Source organism: Streptomyces sp. RK62, from assembly GCF_018070255.1.
In the GTDB taxonomy this organism is placed as follows: domain Bacteria; phylum Actinomycetota; class Actinomycetes; order Streptomycetales; family Streptomycetaceae; genus Streptomyces; species Streptomyces nigra.
This window is the reverse complement of sequence record NZ_JAGPYD010000009.1, coordinates 40,930-55,439: the sequence shown is the minus strand read 5'-3', so window position 1 is coordinate 55,439 and position 14,510 is coordinate 40,930. Positions and strand designations below refer to the sequence as shown.

Genomic DNA, 14,510 nt, shown 5'->3' with positions numbered 1-14,510 from the left:
CCTTCGCACCTGGGAGCAGTCATGGCCTCGTCCTCCGACGTCACCGCGTCCGCCGGTGACACCCCCGAGCCGCCGGAAAGCGGTTCCGCCCGCCGCGGGCGCGTCCGGGCCCGCCGGGCCGCCGTGATGGCGGTGCCGGCCACCCTGGTCGCCGCGGGCCTCGCGGTGCTCACCGCCGAGGGCGCGCTGGGTGTGCAGTTCGCCATCTCCGGCATGCCGTTCACGGTCACCGCGACGGAGCTGAACGGCACCGGCTTCGCGCAGTTCGGCGGCCTCGACGAGATGGCGCCGGGCAGCCCCAACGAGGGCGACACCGGCGGCCAGGTCCTCGTCGTCACCTCCGCCATCAAGAACGCCACCCTGACCAAGCTGTGCCAGAGCGTCGACCTCGGCGGCACCAACCTGCTGATCACCGCGGGCAGCGGCGCCGACAAGGTCACCGCCAGCGATCTGACGACCGACTCCACCGAGCTGTCCGGCGACGCGGCGTTCGACAACATCGAGATCGGCAACGACGCGAGCACCCTGACCAAGGGCGGGGCCAAGGGGCCCATCGGCGTCTTCAGCCAGCAGGCCGACACCGTGCGGATCGCGAACCTGCGGCAGACCAACTACGCCACCACCGCCGGGGTGTTCAAGCTGCCCGGGCTGAAGCTGCGGTTCAGCGGCTCGGGGTGCTGATGGACGGGCGAGCGGGCGCGCGGGCCGCCTTCCGCCGGTGGCGGTACGGCCGGCCCTTCTGGGGCGGGCTGCTGCTGGCCCTCGGCGGGGCCTGGATCCTGCTGACGATGAAGGCCTCGCTGAAGGTCGTCCTGCACATCGGCATGCAGGGGCTGGCCGGGTATCTGCTGCCCGGGCTGATGGTGCTGCTGGGCCTGCTCACCCTGTTCAACCCCACCCAGCGGCTCTTCTACTCGATCACCGGTGTCCTGGTGTCGCTGGGGACCTGGCTCACCTCCAACCTCGGCGGCTTCCTGGTCGGTCTGCTCCTCGGGGTGGTCGGAAGCTGTCTGGTGTTCGGATGGCTGCCGGACCAGGAGCCGCGGCGGAGCCGGCGGGAGCGCCGGCGCACCGCCGTACAGGCGCGCTGAGCGGCGCGGACCCGCCCGGGCGGTCGCGGACCCGGGCAGGTCCGCGGCGGGCGATTCATCACGATGTGGCCGCGACGGCTCACCCCCAGTGGTGACGCACTTGACTACCGGTGGCCGCACGCGATTGGCTCCGCCCCAGCGGGAGTTCAGCAGGCCGGCGGACCCCAGCCGTGCGACGTCGGCCGTGCTCCCGTCCGTTCCTCCTGCTCGGCCGCACAGCGAGGTGCCGCACCCTCATGTACACCCCACGCCCGTCGTCCGCCTCCGCTCGGGTCGCGATATGGACGGCCGCCGTCTGTCTGGTACTGGCCGGGTGCTCCGGCACCGGGACGGACGACGGAAAGGGCACGGACGCGGCCGATGGCTCCTCCGGGCCGAGGATCGCCCTGATCACCCACGGCGGTGAGGGCGACGCCTTCTGGGACCTGGTGCGCAAGGGCGCCGAGGCGGCCGCCGCGAAGGACGGCGTGGCCCTGACGTACGCCAGTGACGCCGATCCCGCCGGGCAGGCCGCCCTGATGCGGGACATGGTCCGCCAGGGGGTCGACGGTATCGCGGTGACCCTGGCGAAACCGGGCGCGATGGCGCGGGCCGTCGCCGAGGCGCGGTCGGCCGGCATCCCGGTCGTCGGCCTCAACTCCGGTATCGACTCGTGGCGTTCGGCCGGGCTGCTCGGGTTCTTCGGCCAGGACGAGAGCGTCGCGGGCCGCGCCGTCGGCGACCGGCTGGACGAACTGAAGGCACGGCACGCGCTGTGCGTCATCCACGAGCGCGGCAACGTCTCCCTGGAGGCCCGCTGCGCCGGCCTGAAGAAGGCGTTCGGCGGCGACAGCGAGAACCTCTACGTGGACGGCACCGATCCGGACGCCGTCACCGCGGCCGTCGCGGCCCGGCTCGGCCAGGACCCGACCATCGACGAGGTCGTCACCAACGGCGCCCAGTTCGCGCTGGCCGCGGTCCGCTCGGTGCGGGACTCGGGCCGCACGGCGCATGTCGCGACCTTCGACCTCAACGAGGACCTGGTCGAGGCGGTGCGGTCCGGGGACGTGCGGTTCGCCGTGGACCAACAGCCCTATCTGCAGGGCTATCTGGCCGTCGACGCGCTGTGGCTGTACCGGACCAACGGCAACACCCTCGGCGGCGGGGAGAAACCGGTGCTCACCGGTCCGACCTTCGTCACCAGGAAGAACGTGGCCGCCGTCGCCCGGTTCGCCGGCGCCGGTACCCGCTGAACAGTTGGCGCGGTGGTGCCGAAGTTTCGGCACGCGTGACCCGGACGGTCACTTGTGCGGATAGCATCCTGCGCACCCCCCGCGCCGTACCGGCCGCGCCGTCACCCCCGGCGCCGGTCCCCCGTACGACCCCCTCCCCCGCGCTGCCCACCTCCGCCCTCCGCTGAACGCCCAAGGACGACGATGTCTCCACGGACAGGTCCCCGGCGCCGCCTCGGCTCCATCCGCCTCTCCCTGATCCTGCTGGCCCTGGTGCCCGGTGTGACGCTCGCCGCCGTGTGGAGCGTGACGACGGTCCGGATGTTCTCCGAGGGGATGCGGCTGCGGGCGCAGACCGAGCTGAGCGAGTCGACCGGCGCCATGGGCACCGAGGCCACCCTCGCCCTGCAGCGGGAGCGCAGCTACTCGGCGGTGTGGCTGGCCTCGCGCGCACAGGGCGACCGGGAGGCGCTGGAGGGCCAGCGCGTCCGTACGGACGAGGCCGTCGCCGAACTCCTCGACCGGTCCGACGACATCAAGCGGGCACCCGACCGGATCAAGGAACGGCTGTACTCGGTCGTCGCGTCGGCGGGCAGCCTGGAGTACTACCGGGCCCAGGTGGACCGCCCCAGCGACATCACGCCCGCGCAGGCGCTGGGCCAGTACACGTCGGTCATCGACGACCAGATCCATGTCTTCCGGGAGCTGTCCCAGGTCGACGACGGCGATCTGACCTCGCAGGCCGGTCCGCTGGTCTCGCTGGAGCACGCGGCGGAGCTGATGTCCCAGGAGGACACGCTGCTGACCCTGGCCGGTCCCTCGGGGCGGATGGACGCGAAGACGTGGACCGAGTTCGGGAAGCTGGTCGGCACCCGCCGCTGGCTCGTCACCGACCAGATCCTCCCGTCGCTGACCGGCGCCGCGAAGGAGCGCACCGAGCGGATCCTGCGCAGCCCGCAGTGGCGCGCCCTGGAGTCCATCGAGGACCGGGTGCTCGCGGCCCGCCCCACCGGGGACGGCAAGGTCCCGATCCCGGACGTGCGGGAGGAGTGGCGGACCGCGCTGCTCCAGGTGTCCGACGCGTACACGGGGCTGATCCGCGGGCAGACGTCGGCCCTCCTCGACCGCAGCGCCGACGAGGCGCGCGGCCTGCTGGTCACCGCCGCGCTGCTGAGCGCGGGCGGCCTGGTGGCGGTGCTGCTCTGCCTCGGGGTGTCCTGGCGGATCACCCGCTCGCTGTCGCGGCGGCTGCGCGGACTGCGGGAGGCCACCCTCGCCCTCGCCGAGGACCGGCTGCCCGACGTCGTGGCCCGGCTGGAGCGCGGCGAGAAGGTCGACGTGGAGCGGGCGACGCCGCCGCTCGACTACGGCCGCGACGAACTCGGTCAGGTGGCCCAGGCGTTCAACACCGCGCAGCGCACCGCCGTGCACACCGCCGTCGAACTCGCCGACACCCGGCGCGGGTTCCAGAAGGTCATCCTGGGCATCGCCCGGCAGAGCCAGAACCTGGTCAACCTCCAGCTGACCGAACTCGACGCGCTGGAGCGCACGCACGAGGACCCCGAGGTGCTCAAGGGGCTGTACGCCCTGGACTCCACGGCCAGCCAGCTGCGCCGGTACCAGGAGAACCTGGTGGTCATCAGCGGAGCGCGGCCCGGCCGCAGCTGGAGCGAGCCGGTCGCCCTGATCGACATCCTGCGCAGTGCCGTCGGCGAGGTCGCCGAGTACCGGCGGGTGGAGGTGCACACCGACGAGGAAGAGGTGCACATCGCGCCGCCCGCGGTCGCGGACCTCATCCATCTGCTGGCCGAGCTGATCGAGAACGCCACGCTGTACTCGCCGGCGCCCGCCCCGGTCGCGGTGCGCGCCACCATGGTGGTGAAGGGGCTGGCCGTGGAGGTCGAGGACCGCGGTCTTGGCCTGTCCGAGGAGGACTACGCCGCGTTCAACGCCCAGTTGGCCGAGGCGCCGAAGTTCGACGTGGTGGCGCTCGCCGACGATCTGCGGCTCGGCATGTTCGTGATCGCCCGGCTGGCCCGGCGGCACGGAATCACGGTCACCCTGCGCCCGTCGCCGTACGGCGGCACCACGGCGATCGTGCTCGTCCCGCACGAGGTCGTCGTACGGGATGTGCGGGACGCGGATCTCGACAAGGAACTCGACGAGGACCCCGGCGAGGAGGCACCAGCCCCGCACGAGGACGCGCCCGCCCCCGAGGTCCCCGCGGCCCGAGTCCCGGCACCTGAGGAGGAGTTGACGCCTCTGCCCCGCCGGGTGCGGCGGGCGGCCCCGGCCGGTGAGCCACGCCCCGAGGCCCCGTCCGCCGAAGAGGACTCCCCCGCCGACGACTTCACGGCCGAGCGGGCCGCCTCCTCCCTCGGCGGCTTCCAGCGCGGCACGCTCCGGGCCCGCACCGAGGACGGCGCCGAGCCCGCCGACGAACGCCCCACCGATCCGCCGGACCGCGACCGCGCACCGTCCGGCGCCTGCCCGTCCCCCACGCCCGCCACTCCGTCCGACCGCTCATGAAGGACTCCGCCATGACACGCTCCACCCCCGCCACCGACACCCAGCTCGACCAGTTGCTCACCGGACTGGTGGAGCGGGTCGCCGGCGTCAACCACGCCGTCGTGCTCTCCGAGGACGGTCTGGTGGTGAGCAAGTCGACGGGGTTCCTGCGTGACGACGCCGAGCGGCTGGCGGCGACCGCGTCCGGTCTGATGAGTCTCAGCAAGGGCGTCAGCATGGACTTCCGGGGCGGTCCGGTGCGTCAGGCGCTGATCGAGATGGCGCACAGCTATCTCATCCTGACCACCGCCGGTCCGGGCGCCCATCTGGTCGTGCTGACGAACCAGGGCGCCGACGTCGGTGTGGTGGCGTACCAGATGAACATGCTGGTGAAGAAGATCGGGGAGCACCTGTCGGCGGCGCCGCGGGCGCACGTCGGCCCGGGTGCGTGAGGTGGGCCCAGACGATACGGCGGGCCGGCTGGTACGTCCCTTCACCCTGACGGGCGGCCGGACCCGGCCCAGCCGGACCGACTTCACCCTGATCACCAGGGTGACGGCGGTGGATCCGCCGCCGGAGCGGGCGCCGCGTCCGCAGCCGGAGCAGTCGCGGATCCTGCGTCGCTGTGCCCGGCCGGTCGCCGTCGCGGAGCTGGCGGCCCGGCTCGACCTGCCGGTGAGCGTCGTCGCGATCATGCTGTGCGATCTGCTGGAGGCCGGTCTGATCACCGTGCACCGCCCGCGCCCGGTGACGCCGGGCACGGCCGAACCGGGGCTGCTGCGGAAGGTGCGGGACGGCCTCGACCGGCTCTGATCCGGTGGGACGGCCCACGCGAAGACGGAAGGGCGCAAACGCGGACGCGCCGGTGACGGTGGTGGTCCGTCACCGGCCCGCCGGTTGCCTCGTCAGATCAGGCCGGCCGACTTCAGCCACTCCTTGGCGACGTCGAGCGGGTCCTTGTTCTCCAGCTGGACCTGGGAGTCCAGGTCGAGGAGCGTTTTGGTGTCCAGCTTGGCGGAGACGGCGTTGAGCGCCTCGACCCCCTCGGCGGACAGGCCGCTCTTGTGGACGAGCGGGGTGACGTTGGCGAAGCCGAAGAGGTTCTTCGGGTCCTTCAGGACGACGAAGCCCTCCTTGGTGATGGTGGGGTCCGTGGTGAAGATGTCCGCGGCCTGCACGGTGTTCTTCGTCAGGGCGGCCTGGGTGAGCGGGCCGCCCGCGTCCAGCGCCTTGAAGGACTTGAACTTCAGGCCGTACTCGGACTCCAGGCCCTTCAGGCCCTGGTGACGGGTCTGGAACTCGGGCGAGCCGCCGATCAGCAGGTCGGGCGCCGCGTCCTTGAGGTCCGCGAGCGTGGAGTCGGCCGTCAGGTCGTACTTCTTCGCCGTCTCGGCGTTGACGCTGACGGAGTCCTTGTCCTCGGCCGGGGAGGACTCCAGCAGGGTGAGCTTGGGGTCCAGCTTCTTCTTCACCGCGGCGTTGACGGCCTCGGCGGACTCCTGCGGCGCCTTCGCGTCGAGGTAGGCCAGCAGCGAGCCGTTGTACTCGGGGAGGACCGTGACGGAGCCGTTCTTCAGCAGGCCGTACGTGGTCTCGCGGCTGCCGATGTTGGGCTTGTAACTGACCTTGATGCCCTTGGCCTTGAGGGCCTCGCCGTAGATGTCGGCGATCAGGACGCTCTCGGCGAAGTTGTTGGAGCCGACGACGACGGTGCCGCCGCTCGCCTTGTCCTCGTCCAGCGGGTCGGACTTGTCGGAGGAGGAACATCCCGTCAGCAGCGCCGCGGCGGCCGCGAGCGCGACGGCGGCCGCGCCGGGATGGTTCCTGAGGGAGCTGCTGCGCAGGGCGGTGAAAGTCACGATTCCCGTTCCGGTTCGGTGGGGTTGGGAGAGCCTTTCCACTGATCCAATCCACCGGGTTCTCGGTCAGTCAAGGGGCCCCAGGTCACCGATTGGCCTCAAAGTGTGCGATGTGTCGGGGAGTTGTCCAGAGTGTGAAGGCCGGACGACTGGGGTGCTCGGGTGGTGTAACGGAATCTTGACGTACAGTTCCGGTCACAGCACCGAAGGGACGGTACTGTCCCGCACAGAACCGATCGGAAGTCAGCAGCAGCGGTCACGTGAGGCATACGCACCCATGCGGCGCCCACGAAGGAGGAATCCCGGTGTCCACGAGCGAGGCAGGCGGACCCCGCCCCCGCCGGATGCGCGGTCACCCCGACCGCTGGCCCTTCCGGCACAAGCTGAACCTCCTGGTCGGCGTGCCGCTCACGGTCGTCGCCGCGCTTCTCGCCTATCTCATCGCCGAGCAGACCGCCCAGTCCCGCGAGGCGGCCAACGCCGCCCGGCTGGTCCGCCAGAGCGTCGAGGTCGCGAAGCTCGTCGACCGGCTGGCCGCCGAGCACCAGCAGGCCGTGCTGCTCTCCGTACGGCACGAGGCCGCCGGGGGCGGCGACCCCTCGGCGGACGCCTACCGCGCCGCCCAGGACCGGGTGGACACGCAGGTCAAGCAGGTGCGCGACGCGTTCGGCGACCAGCTGCCGGAGACCGAGGCGCAGGCCCTGAAGAACGTCGAGGGCCTCGCCGGGCTGCGGGACACCATCGAGGACGGGTACCTCCCGGCCAACAACATCGACCCCGCCTACACCCACGCCTCGGGGCAGCTGATCGACGGCCTCGCCCTGGACCGCAACCCCGAACTCGCCACCACCTTCACCGGCAACCTGCTGGACTCGCTGCTGCGGTCGGCCGTCGCGCACAGCGAGTTCGAGACGGCCGTCTTCTCCGCGTCGACCGGTGACTCCAACGCGCTCATCGAGGTCATCAGCGCGATCGGCGCCTACGACGAGTACACGCACCAGGCCGAGCGGTTCACCCGCTTCGCCACCGAGGCGCAGGCCGACACGTTCGCCGGGATCCGGTACACCACCGCGCAGTCCACCATCAGCCGGCAGTACGCCGAGCTCCAGATCGACCCCGGCGCGGCACAGGCCGGCTCCCCCGCCGAGGTCCGCGAGTCCCTGGACAAGGCCCTCGAATCCTACGGCGCCTACCGCGACCAGGCGAAGACCCGGCTGTCGATCACGACCTCGCTGATCGACCAGATCGCCGACCGGGCGGAGAACGCGTCCGAGACGGCCGCGTGGCGTGCGCTGCTGCTCCTCGGGGCGGCGCTGCTCGGCTTCGCCCTGTGGCTGGTCCTGGCCGTGCTGGTACGGCGTTCGGTGGTCCGGCCCGTGGTGGCGCTCACGGGGGCCGCGCGGCAGGTCGCCGAGGTGGCCCGGCGCGAGCTGGCCCGGGTCGCCGACGACGACGCCGAGGACGAGGGGCCGCCCCGGCTGCGCGAGATGCCGGTCACCGCGCGCGACGAGATCGGCGAACTCGCCGAGACCTTCAACGACGTGCAGACCACGGCGGCGGCGCTGCTGGAGCGGCAGGTGCTCAGCCGGCGCAACGTCGCCGAGATGTTCGGCAACGTCGGCCGCCGCGTCAGCAACCTGACCTCCCGCCAGCTCTTGCTGATCGACGCGGTGGAGCGCGGCGAGACCGACCCGGCGCTGCTGGAACGCCTGTACTCCATCGACCACATCGCGGTCCGCCTGCGGCGCAACGCCGACAGCCTGATGCTGCTCGCCGGCATCCACGAGGCCGCGCTGGACACCGGTCCCACCTCGCTCACCAACGTCGTCCGGGCCGCGCTCGGCCAGATCGAGGGCTTCCAGCGGGTGGAGCTGCGGGCCCGCTCCGAGGCCGTCCTGGAGCCGGAGGTCATCGGCGACCTCACCCTGATGGTGGCCGAACTGCTGGAGAACGCCGTGTCGTTCTCGCCCGCGGACAGCCCCGTCGAGGTGACGGTGGCGACGGACGGCGACGACGCGGTCATCGTGGTCAGCGATCACGGCCTCGGCATGACCGCCGAGCGGCTGGCCGAGGAGAACGCCCGGCTGGTCCGCCGTGAACGGCTCGACCTGGTGCCGACGAAGGTGCTCGGCCTGTTCGTGGTCGGCACGCTCGCGCGCCGCTGGGGGATCGCCGTCACCCTGTCCCGTACGCCGGGCGGCGGTGTCACGGCCGAGGTGACGATCCCCTCGGCACGCCTGGTCACCGGCAGCACGACGGCGACGACGTCCACCCCGGCGCTCACGGCCCTGGCCGACGGCAAGCGGCCGGACCCGGAGCCGACGGGCTCCGGCGCCACCGGCCCGGTGCCCGCGGACGCCGTACCGGCGGACCCGGACGGCTCCGGCCCCCTCCCCCGCCGCGCCAAGCGCCCCGCGACCACGGCGGACGCCTCCACCCCGGCACCCACCGTGCCCGCGCCCCGCTCCGGCGACGATCCCACCCCTGCCTCCACCCCGTCCCCCGCCCCGTCCTCCGGCCGTCCGCTGCGGCGGCGGGTCCGGGGCGCGACCCTGCGCACGGCGGGGCAGGGCGACGAGCGGGCGGCCGTGGTGCCGGAGCGGCCCCGGATCGTCGACGCCGACGCCGTACGCGACGAACTCGACGCGTTCGAGGCGGCCGTGGAGCGCGCGCACCGTGAGAGCGGGGCCGTCCCGGTCCCGGCCCCGAACTCCCCGACCCAGAACGAGAACGACCCCCCGGAAGGAGCGGAGCAGTGAGCACGTCGACAGGTGGCACCCCGGCAGGAGGCGCGGACGCCTCGCCAGCCGAACTGGCGGCCGCCGCAGCCGACTTCACCTGGCTGCTGAATCGCTTCGCCACCGAGACGGCCGGTGTCGTGGACGCCATCGCCGTCTCCTCGGACGGGCTGCTGATCGCCGTGTCGGAGCTGCGCCAGCAGGCCGACTCCGAGCGGCTCGCGGCGATCGTCTCCGGGATCACCAGCCTGGCCGCGGGCGCGTCCGGCAACTACGGCCTCGGGGCGCTCAACAAGGTCATCATCGACCTGGACGGCGGCCATGTGCTGGTCTCCGCGATCGGCAGCGGCGCCGTCCTCGGCGTGGTCACCGACAAGGAGGCCAAGCTGGGCAACATCGCCTACGAGATGACGGTGTTCGCCAACCGGGCCGGAGCCGCGCTGAGCCCCCAGCTCGTCCTGGAGCTCAAGAACAGCGTCGGTGCGGCCTCGGCCCGCTGACCGGGCCGGAAGGAGCGGACACCCCATGGCGGACGACATCCCACCGCCGGAGCCGAGCGGCCCGGAACCGGTCGGGCAGGCGTCCGCCGTGCGGCCGTTCCTGCTCACCGCCGGCCGGGTCGCGGACACCACCGGCGGCCGGGCGATGCCCGTCGAGACCCAGGTGGTCGCCACCGCCGAGGGGCTGGACACGCTCGACCGGCTCGCCTTCGAGCGGCGCGACATCGTCGCCGTGTGCCGGCTGCCGCAGTCCCTCGCGGAGATCGCGGCCCGGCTGCGGCTGCATCTGAACGTGGTGCGGGTCCTCGCCGAGGACCTGCGCGACGAGGGCCGGCTGACGGTGCACGTGCCCGACTCCGGCGTCGTCCACGACGCCTCCGTCCTGCGCAGGGTCATCGAGGGCCTGCGCGCCATCCCCGACGCACGAGGGGTCCTCAGTGACAGCGACTGAAACGGCCGCCGGCGCCCCGGCCGGACCGGCGACGGCACGGCCGCCGCTGCCGGTCAAGATGGTGATCGCGGGCGGCTTCGGCGTGGGCAAGACCACCGCCGTGGGGGCGATATCCGAGATCGAGCCGCTGACCACGGAGGCGGCCATCACGGAGGTCGCGGCGGGCGTCGACGACCTCACGCACACCCCGCAGAAGTCCACGACGACGGTCGCGATGGACTTCGGCTGCATCACCATCGACCCGACGCTGAAGCTCTATCTGTTCGGCACGCCCGGGCAGGAGCGGTTCGGGTTCATGTGGGACGACCTGGTCGAGGGCGCGGTCGGCGCCCTCGTCATCGTCGACACCCGGCGGCTCGACGACTGCTTCGCCGCCGTCGACTACTTCGAGCACAAGGGCATCCCGTTCGCGGTGGCCGTCAACGCCTTCGACGGCCGGGTCGAGCACACCCTGGACGAGGTCCGCTGGGCGCTCGACGTCAGCGAGGGCGTGCCCGTGGTCGTCTTCGACGCCCGCGAGACCGGCTCGGTGCGCGACGCCCTGCTCGTCGTCATGGAAGTGGCCCTGGCGCGTACGGAGGGCTGACGGCGGCGCCGGGACGGCCCGGCACCGCCGTAGCGTCAGGTGGGCCTGCGCACACCCCGGGAGACCGCGAGCCGGCCCACCGCCCAGAACACCAGCAGCGTGACCACCGCGAGCCCGGCCACCAGCGTGGCGCCGCCCACGACCTTCTCGTAGTCCCGCTGGTAGAGGCCGTCGACGATGTAGCGGCCGAGGCCGCCGAAGCTGACGTACGCGGCGATCGTGGCCGTCGAGACGATCTGGATGGCCGCGGAGCGCAGCCCGCTGAGGATCAGCGGGAGCGCGGTGGGCAGTTCGACCCGGAACAGCACCTGGGCCTCGCCCATGCCCATGCCGCGTGCCGCGTCCACGGGCGCCGGGTCGAGGGAGCGCATCGCCTCGTTGGTGGTGACCAGGATGGGCGGGACGGCGAGCACCACCAGCGGGATCATCACGGGGGCCATGCCGAGGCCCAGCAGGATGAACATCAGCACCATCAGGCCGAAGCTGGGCAGCGCCCGGCCGGACGTGGCGATGAGGGCGAGCACGTTGCCGCCGCGCCCGGTGTGCCCGGTGAGCAGGCCGACGGGGAGCCCGATGGCGGCGGCGATGCCCAGCGCCATCAGCGTGTACTGGACGTGCTCGGCGAGCCGGACGGGGATGCCGTCGTAGCCCTGCCAGTGGGCGCCGTCGCTGAAGAACGCGTCGGCGAAGTGGAGGATGTTCACCGGGCGGCTCCCTTCGCGACGAGGGTGCGGGCGCCCCGGCCGCCGCCGCGCGGCATCCAGGGCGTCACCCACACCCGCAGCACGATCAGCAGGGCGTCCACGAGGATGGCGAGGACGGCGGTCGAGATGACGGACAGCCAGACCAGCCGGGGCTGGTTGTACTTCAGTCCGGCGTCGAGCATGTTGCCGAGGGCGCCCTCGTTGCCGATGAGCATGCCGACGCTGACGAGGGAGATGCTGGAGACGGCCGCCACCCGCAGCCCGGCGAGGATGGCGGGCGCCGCGATGGGCAACTGCACCTGGAGATAGCGGCGTACGGGGCCGAGGCCCATGGCGGTGGCGGCGGCCAGCGTCTCCTGCGGGACCGAGCGCACCCCGTCCACGATGGCCGGGACCAGGACGACCAGGCTGTAGACGGCCAGCGGGATCATCACCGTCAGCTCGCTCAGGCCGGTGTAGTCGATGAGGACGACGAAGAACGCCAGCGACGGGATGGCGTACAGGACGGTCGTCACCCACAGCACCGGCGGGTAGAGCCAGCGGTAGCGGACGCACAGCTGGGCGAGCGGCAGCGCCAGGACCAGCCCGGCGAGCACCGGCAGCAGCGCCTCGCGCAGATGCAGCCCGACCAGGCCGAGGAAGCTGTGCTCCAGATAGCTCGGCATGTCGAAGAGGTCGTTCACGGGGCGACCTTCTCGGCCGTGCCGGCGGCGGCGCGGCCGGCGTGGGCGCCGCGGATGGCCTCGCCGATGGAGGCCTGGGAGACGACTCCGGTGGCCCGTCCGTCGCCGTCCACGGCGACCGCCCAGCCGGTCGGCGAGAGCACCGCGCAGTCCAGGGCGGCGCGCAGCGAGTCGGTGCCGGCGGTGAACGGCCGCCCGTGCGACAGGAGTCCGTCGGTGGCGATGGACCCGGCCGTGAGCTCGTCGGGCTCGCCCCAGCCAAGCGGGCGGCCGTCGGTGTCGACGACGAGGAGGCAGGGGGCGCCCGCGCGGCCCGCGGCGGCGATCTGCTCGGCGGAGGCGTCGACGGCGACGATGGGCCCGGTGAGCAGATCGAGGCCGGCCGAGGAGAAGAAGGAGAGCCGGCGGATGCCTCGGTCGGCGCCGAGGAAGTCCTCGACGAAGGCGTCGGCGGGGTCGGTGAGCAGTTCGGCGGGCGGGGCGAACTGGGCGAGATGACCGCCGGTGCGCATCACGGCGACCATGGTGCCGAGCTTGACGGCCTCGTCGATGTCGTGGGTGACGAAGACGATGGTCTTGCCCAGCTCCTCCTGGATGCGCAGGAGTTCGTCCTGCAGTCCCTTGCGGACCACGGGGTCGACGGCCGAGAACGGCTCGTCCATCAGCAGGACCGGCGGGTCGGCGGCGAGCGCGCGGGCCACGCCGACGCGCTGCTGCTGGCCCCCGGAGAGCTGGTACGGGTAGCGCTTGGCGAGGGCGCCGTCGAGGCCGACCCGCTCCATCAGCTCCCGGGCGCGGGCACGGGACTTCTCCTTGCCCCAGCCGAGCAGCCGGGGCACGGTCGCGATGTTGTCGAGGATGGTGCGGTGCTGGAAGAGGCCCGCGTTCTGGATGACGTACCCCATCGACCGGCGCAGGGTGTTGACGGGCTGCTGCTGGATGTCCACGCCGTCGAGGAGGATGGTGCCCTCGCTGGGCTCGACCATCCGGTTGATCATGCGCAGGGTGGTCGTCTTGCCGCAGCCGGACGGCCCCACGAGGACGGTGATCGCGCGGTCGGGTATCTCCAGCGACAGCCGGTCGACCGCCACCGTGCCGTCCGGGTATCGCTTGGTGACTGCATCTATCCGTATCAAAACGCCGAATACCCTTCGGGTCTGGCAGGTTTCGCCCGCGTACGACCCACGGGCCCGGGCCGATGGCCGAGTCTAGACGCCTTGTGTTGCGGGACCTTTGCGCTGGTCCGGTATCGCGTGGGCGCGCAGCGCGGCGAAGGACCGGCCGTCCACGGTCCACTGTCCGGCGGGCCGCCAGCCGGTGTGTGCCGCGTGCCGCAGCAGGGCGGGGGTGCCGAGACGGGCCCAGGGGAAGAGGGGGCCCTCGGCGCCCCGGGCGTCGGTGACATGGACCTGGACGCGCTCGTCGAGGTCGAGGCCGGGCACGGTCTCGGCGAGCAACAGGCCTCCGGGGCGCACGAGTCGGGCGAGTCGCGCGAAGAGGGCCGCCGGGTCGCCGCCGATGCCGATGTTGCCGTCGATGAGCAGGGCGGTGCCCCAACGCCCCTCGCCGGGCAGCGGATCGAAGACGGAGCGGCGCAGCGCCGGCCCGCCGAGCCGCGCGGTGCGGGCGACGGCGGCCTCGCTGACGTCGATGCCGAGGACCGTACGGCCCTGCCGGGCCAGGGCGGCGACGAGCCGTCCGGGGCCGCAGCCGACGTCGAGCACGGCGCCCTCGCAGCGCCGCAGCACCTCGCGGTCGACCGTGTCCGCGTCGGCGCACCAGCGCTCCACGTCCAACGGCAACAGCCAGCCGTCGACCCGCCGCAGGAACAGCGGCCCGCGGCCCCGTCCGAGGGCCCGCGCGTACGGGTCGGCGGACCAGGGGGCGACGGGGTCGGCGGGCGGAGCGGCGAGGCGGGCCGGGGCGACGGAATCGGGGGGCGGCACGACCGGGCGGACCGGGGCGACGGGACCGGGGGGCGGCGCGGCAGCGCGAACCGGCGCGGCGGCGTCCACGGGTGGCACGGCGGGGCAGGCCGGGGCGACGGGACCGGCGGGCGGCGCGGCGCGGCGGACCGGCGCGACTGGGCCGGCGGGCGGCACGGCGGGGCCGACCGGCGCGACGGGACCGGCGGGCGGCACGACCGGGCCGACCAGGGCGGCGGGACCGGCGGGCGGCG

The 14,510-nt window shown here is 73.0% G+C and carries 15 protein-coding genes; 10 read left to right on the top strand and 5 right to left on the bottom strand.

Annotation, left to right across the window (positions count from 1 at the left end; translation table 11 throughout):
* Window positions 1-21: 21 nt before the first annotated feature.
* The 6 genes from KBY32_RS18450 (at window position 22) to KBY32_RS18425 (ending at window position 5,623) form a co-directional block, all read left to right on the top strand.
* Window positions 22-681, top strand: a complete 660-nt coding sequence (locus KBY32_RS18450; RefSeq protein WP_210980816.1) for a DUF6230 family protein — start codon at window positions 22-24, stop codon at window positions 679-681.
* A complete protein-coding gene (locus KBY32_RS18445; protein ID WP_055624069.1) occupies window positions 681-1,091 on the top strand; it encodes a DUF6114 domain-containing protein in 411 nt (136 codons plus the stop codon). The genes KBY32_RS18450 and KBY32_RS18445 overlap by 1 nt, the downstream gene beginning before the upstream one ends.
* Window positions 1,092-1,327: 236 nt before the next feature.
* Entirely contained in the window at window positions 1,328-2,323 is a 996-nt protein-coding gene (locus KBY32_RS18440) for a substrate-binding domain-containing protein (protein ID WP_210980815.1), read from the top strand.
* Window positions 2,324-2,506: 183 nt separating this feature from the next.
* Entirely contained in the window at window positions 2,507-4,831 is a 2,325-nt protein-coding gene (locus KBY32_RS18435; RefSeq protein ID WP_210980814.1) for a nitrate- and nitrite sensing domain-containing protein, read from the top strand.
* 11 nt (window positions 4,832-4,842) lie between these two features.
* The gene (locus KBY32_RS18430) at window positions 4,843-5,262 is read left to right on the top strand and encodes a roadblock/LC7 domain-containing protein (RefSeq protein ID WP_055624047.1); all 420 of its coding nucleotides are present in this window, start codon (window positions 4,843-4,845) and stop codon (window positions 5,260-5,262) included.
* Window position 5,263: 1 nt separating this feature from the next.
* Complete coding sequence (locus tag KBY32_RS18425; RefSeq protein ID WP_108709209.1) at window positions 5,264-5,623, top strand: DUF742 domain-containing protein; 360 nt, start codon at window positions 5,264-5,266, stop codon at window positions 5,621-5,623.
* Window positions 5,624-5,715: 92 nt separating this feature from the next.
* On the opposite strand, the gene KBY32_RS18420 is transcribed toward KBY32_RS18425, so the two are convergent.
* On the bottom strand, window positions 5,716-6,669 hold the full coding sequence (locus tag KBY32_RS18420; RefSeq protein WP_055624049.1) for an ABC transporter substrate-binding protein: 954 nt from the start codon (window positions 6,667-6,669) through the stop codon (window positions 5,716-5,718).
* 305 nt (window positions 6,670-6,974) lie between these two features.
* Between KBY32_RS18420 and KBY32_RS18415 the strand changes: the two genes are divergently transcribed.
* From KBY32_RS18415 to KBY32_RS18400, 4 genes are read left to right on the top strand one after another with little or no spacing between them, the layout of a single operon-like run.
* Window positions 6,975-9,428 carry an ATP-binding protein gene (locus KBY32_RS18415; RefSeq protein WP_374224959.1) on the top strand — a complete coding sequence of 818 codons (2,454 nt, stop codon included), beginning with the start codon at window positions 6,975-6,977 and terminating at the stop codon, window positions 9,426-9,428.
* The gene (locus KBY32_RS18410; RefSeq protein WP_055624051.1) at window positions 9,425-9,907 is read left to right on the top strand and encodes a roadblock/LC7 domain-containing protein; all 483 of its coding nucleotides are present in this window, start codon (window positions 9,425-9,427) and stop codon (window positions 9,905-9,907) included. Before KBY32_RS18415 ends, KBY32_RS18410 begins: the two co-directional genes overlap by 4 nt.
* 25 nt (window positions 9,908-9,932) lie before the next feature.
* Window positions 9,933-10,358: a DUF742 domain-containing protein gene (locus KBY32_RS18405; protein ID WP_055624052.1), complete on the top strand. Its 426-nt coding sequence runs from the start codon at window positions 9,933-9,935 to the stop codon at window positions 10,356-10,358.
* Window positions 10,345-10,944, top strand: coding sequence for an ATP/GTP-binding protein (locus tag KBY32_RS18400; RefSeq protein WP_055624053.1), 600 nt, complete (start codon window positions 10,345-10,347; stop codon window positions 10,942-10,944). The genes KBY32_RS18405 and KBY32_RS18400 overlap by 14 nt, the downstream gene beginning before the upstream one ends.
* A gap of 35 nt (window positions 10,945-10,979) precedes the next feature.
* Here KBY32_RS18400 and KBY32_RS18395 read toward each other — a convergent pair whose 3' ends face one another.
* The 4 genes from KBY32_RS18395 to KBY32_RS35445 form a co-directional block, all read right to left on the bottom strand.
* Window positions 10,980-11,648 (bottom strand): ABC transporter permease, encoded by a 669-nt coding sequence (locus KBY32_RS18395; protein WP_210980813.1) that lies wholly within the window; start codon window positions 11,646-11,648, stop codon window positions 10,980-10,982.
* Window positions 11,645-12,331: an ABC transporter permease gene (locus KBY32_RS18390; RefSeq protein WP_055624055.1), complete on the bottom strand. Its 687-nt coding sequence runs from the start codon at window positions 12,329-12,331 to the stop codon at window positions 11,645-11,647. Before KBY32_RS18390 ends, KBY32_RS18395 begins: the two co-directional genes overlap by 4 nt.
* Window positions 12,328-13,467 (bottom strand): ABC transporter ATP-binding protein, encoded by a 1,140-nt coding sequence (locus tag KBY32_RS18385; RefSeq protein WP_079033804.1) that lies wholly within the window; start codon window positions 13,465-13,467, stop codon window positions 12,328-12,330. The genes KBY32_RS18390 and KBY32_RS18385 overlap by 4 nt, the downstream gene beginning before the upstream one ends.
* A gap of 72 nt (window positions 13,468-13,539) precedes the next feature.
* Window positions 13,540-14,433 (bottom strand): class I SAM-dependent methyltransferase, encoded by an 894-nt coding sequence (locus KBY32_RS35445; RefSeq protein ID WP_374224968.1) that lies wholly within the window; start codon window positions 14,431-14,433, stop codon window positions 13,540-13,542.
* Window positions 14,434-14,510 lie beyond the last annotated feature (77 nt).

Excerpts from the sequence above, each read along its gene's own strand:
- KBY32_RS18435 (WP_210980814.1), top strand. The coding sequence starts at position 2,507 with ATGTCTCCACGGACAGGTCCCCGGCGCCGCCTCGGCTCCATCCGCCTC.
- KBY32_RS18440 (WP_210980815.1), top strand. The coding sequence starts at position 1,328 with ATGTACACCCCACGCCCGTCGTCCGCCTCCGCTCGGGTCGCGATATGG.
- KBY32_RS18445 (WP_055624069.1), top strand. The coding sequence starts at position 681 with ATGGACGGGCGAGCGGGCGCGCGGGCCGCCTTCCGCCGGTGGCGGTAC.
- KBY32_RS18430 (WP_055624047.1), top strand. The coding sequence starts at position 4,843 with ATGACACGCTCCACCCCCGCCACCGACACCCAGCTCGACCAGTTGCTC.
- KBY32_RS18405 (WP_055624052.1), top strand. The coding sequence starts at position 9,933 with ATGGCGGACGACATCCCACCGCCGGAGCCGAGCGGCCCGGAACCGGTC.
- KBY32_RS18450 (WP_210980816.1), top strand. The coding sequence starts at position 22 with ATGGCCTCGTCCTCCGACGTCACCGCGTCCGCCGGTGACACCCCCGAG.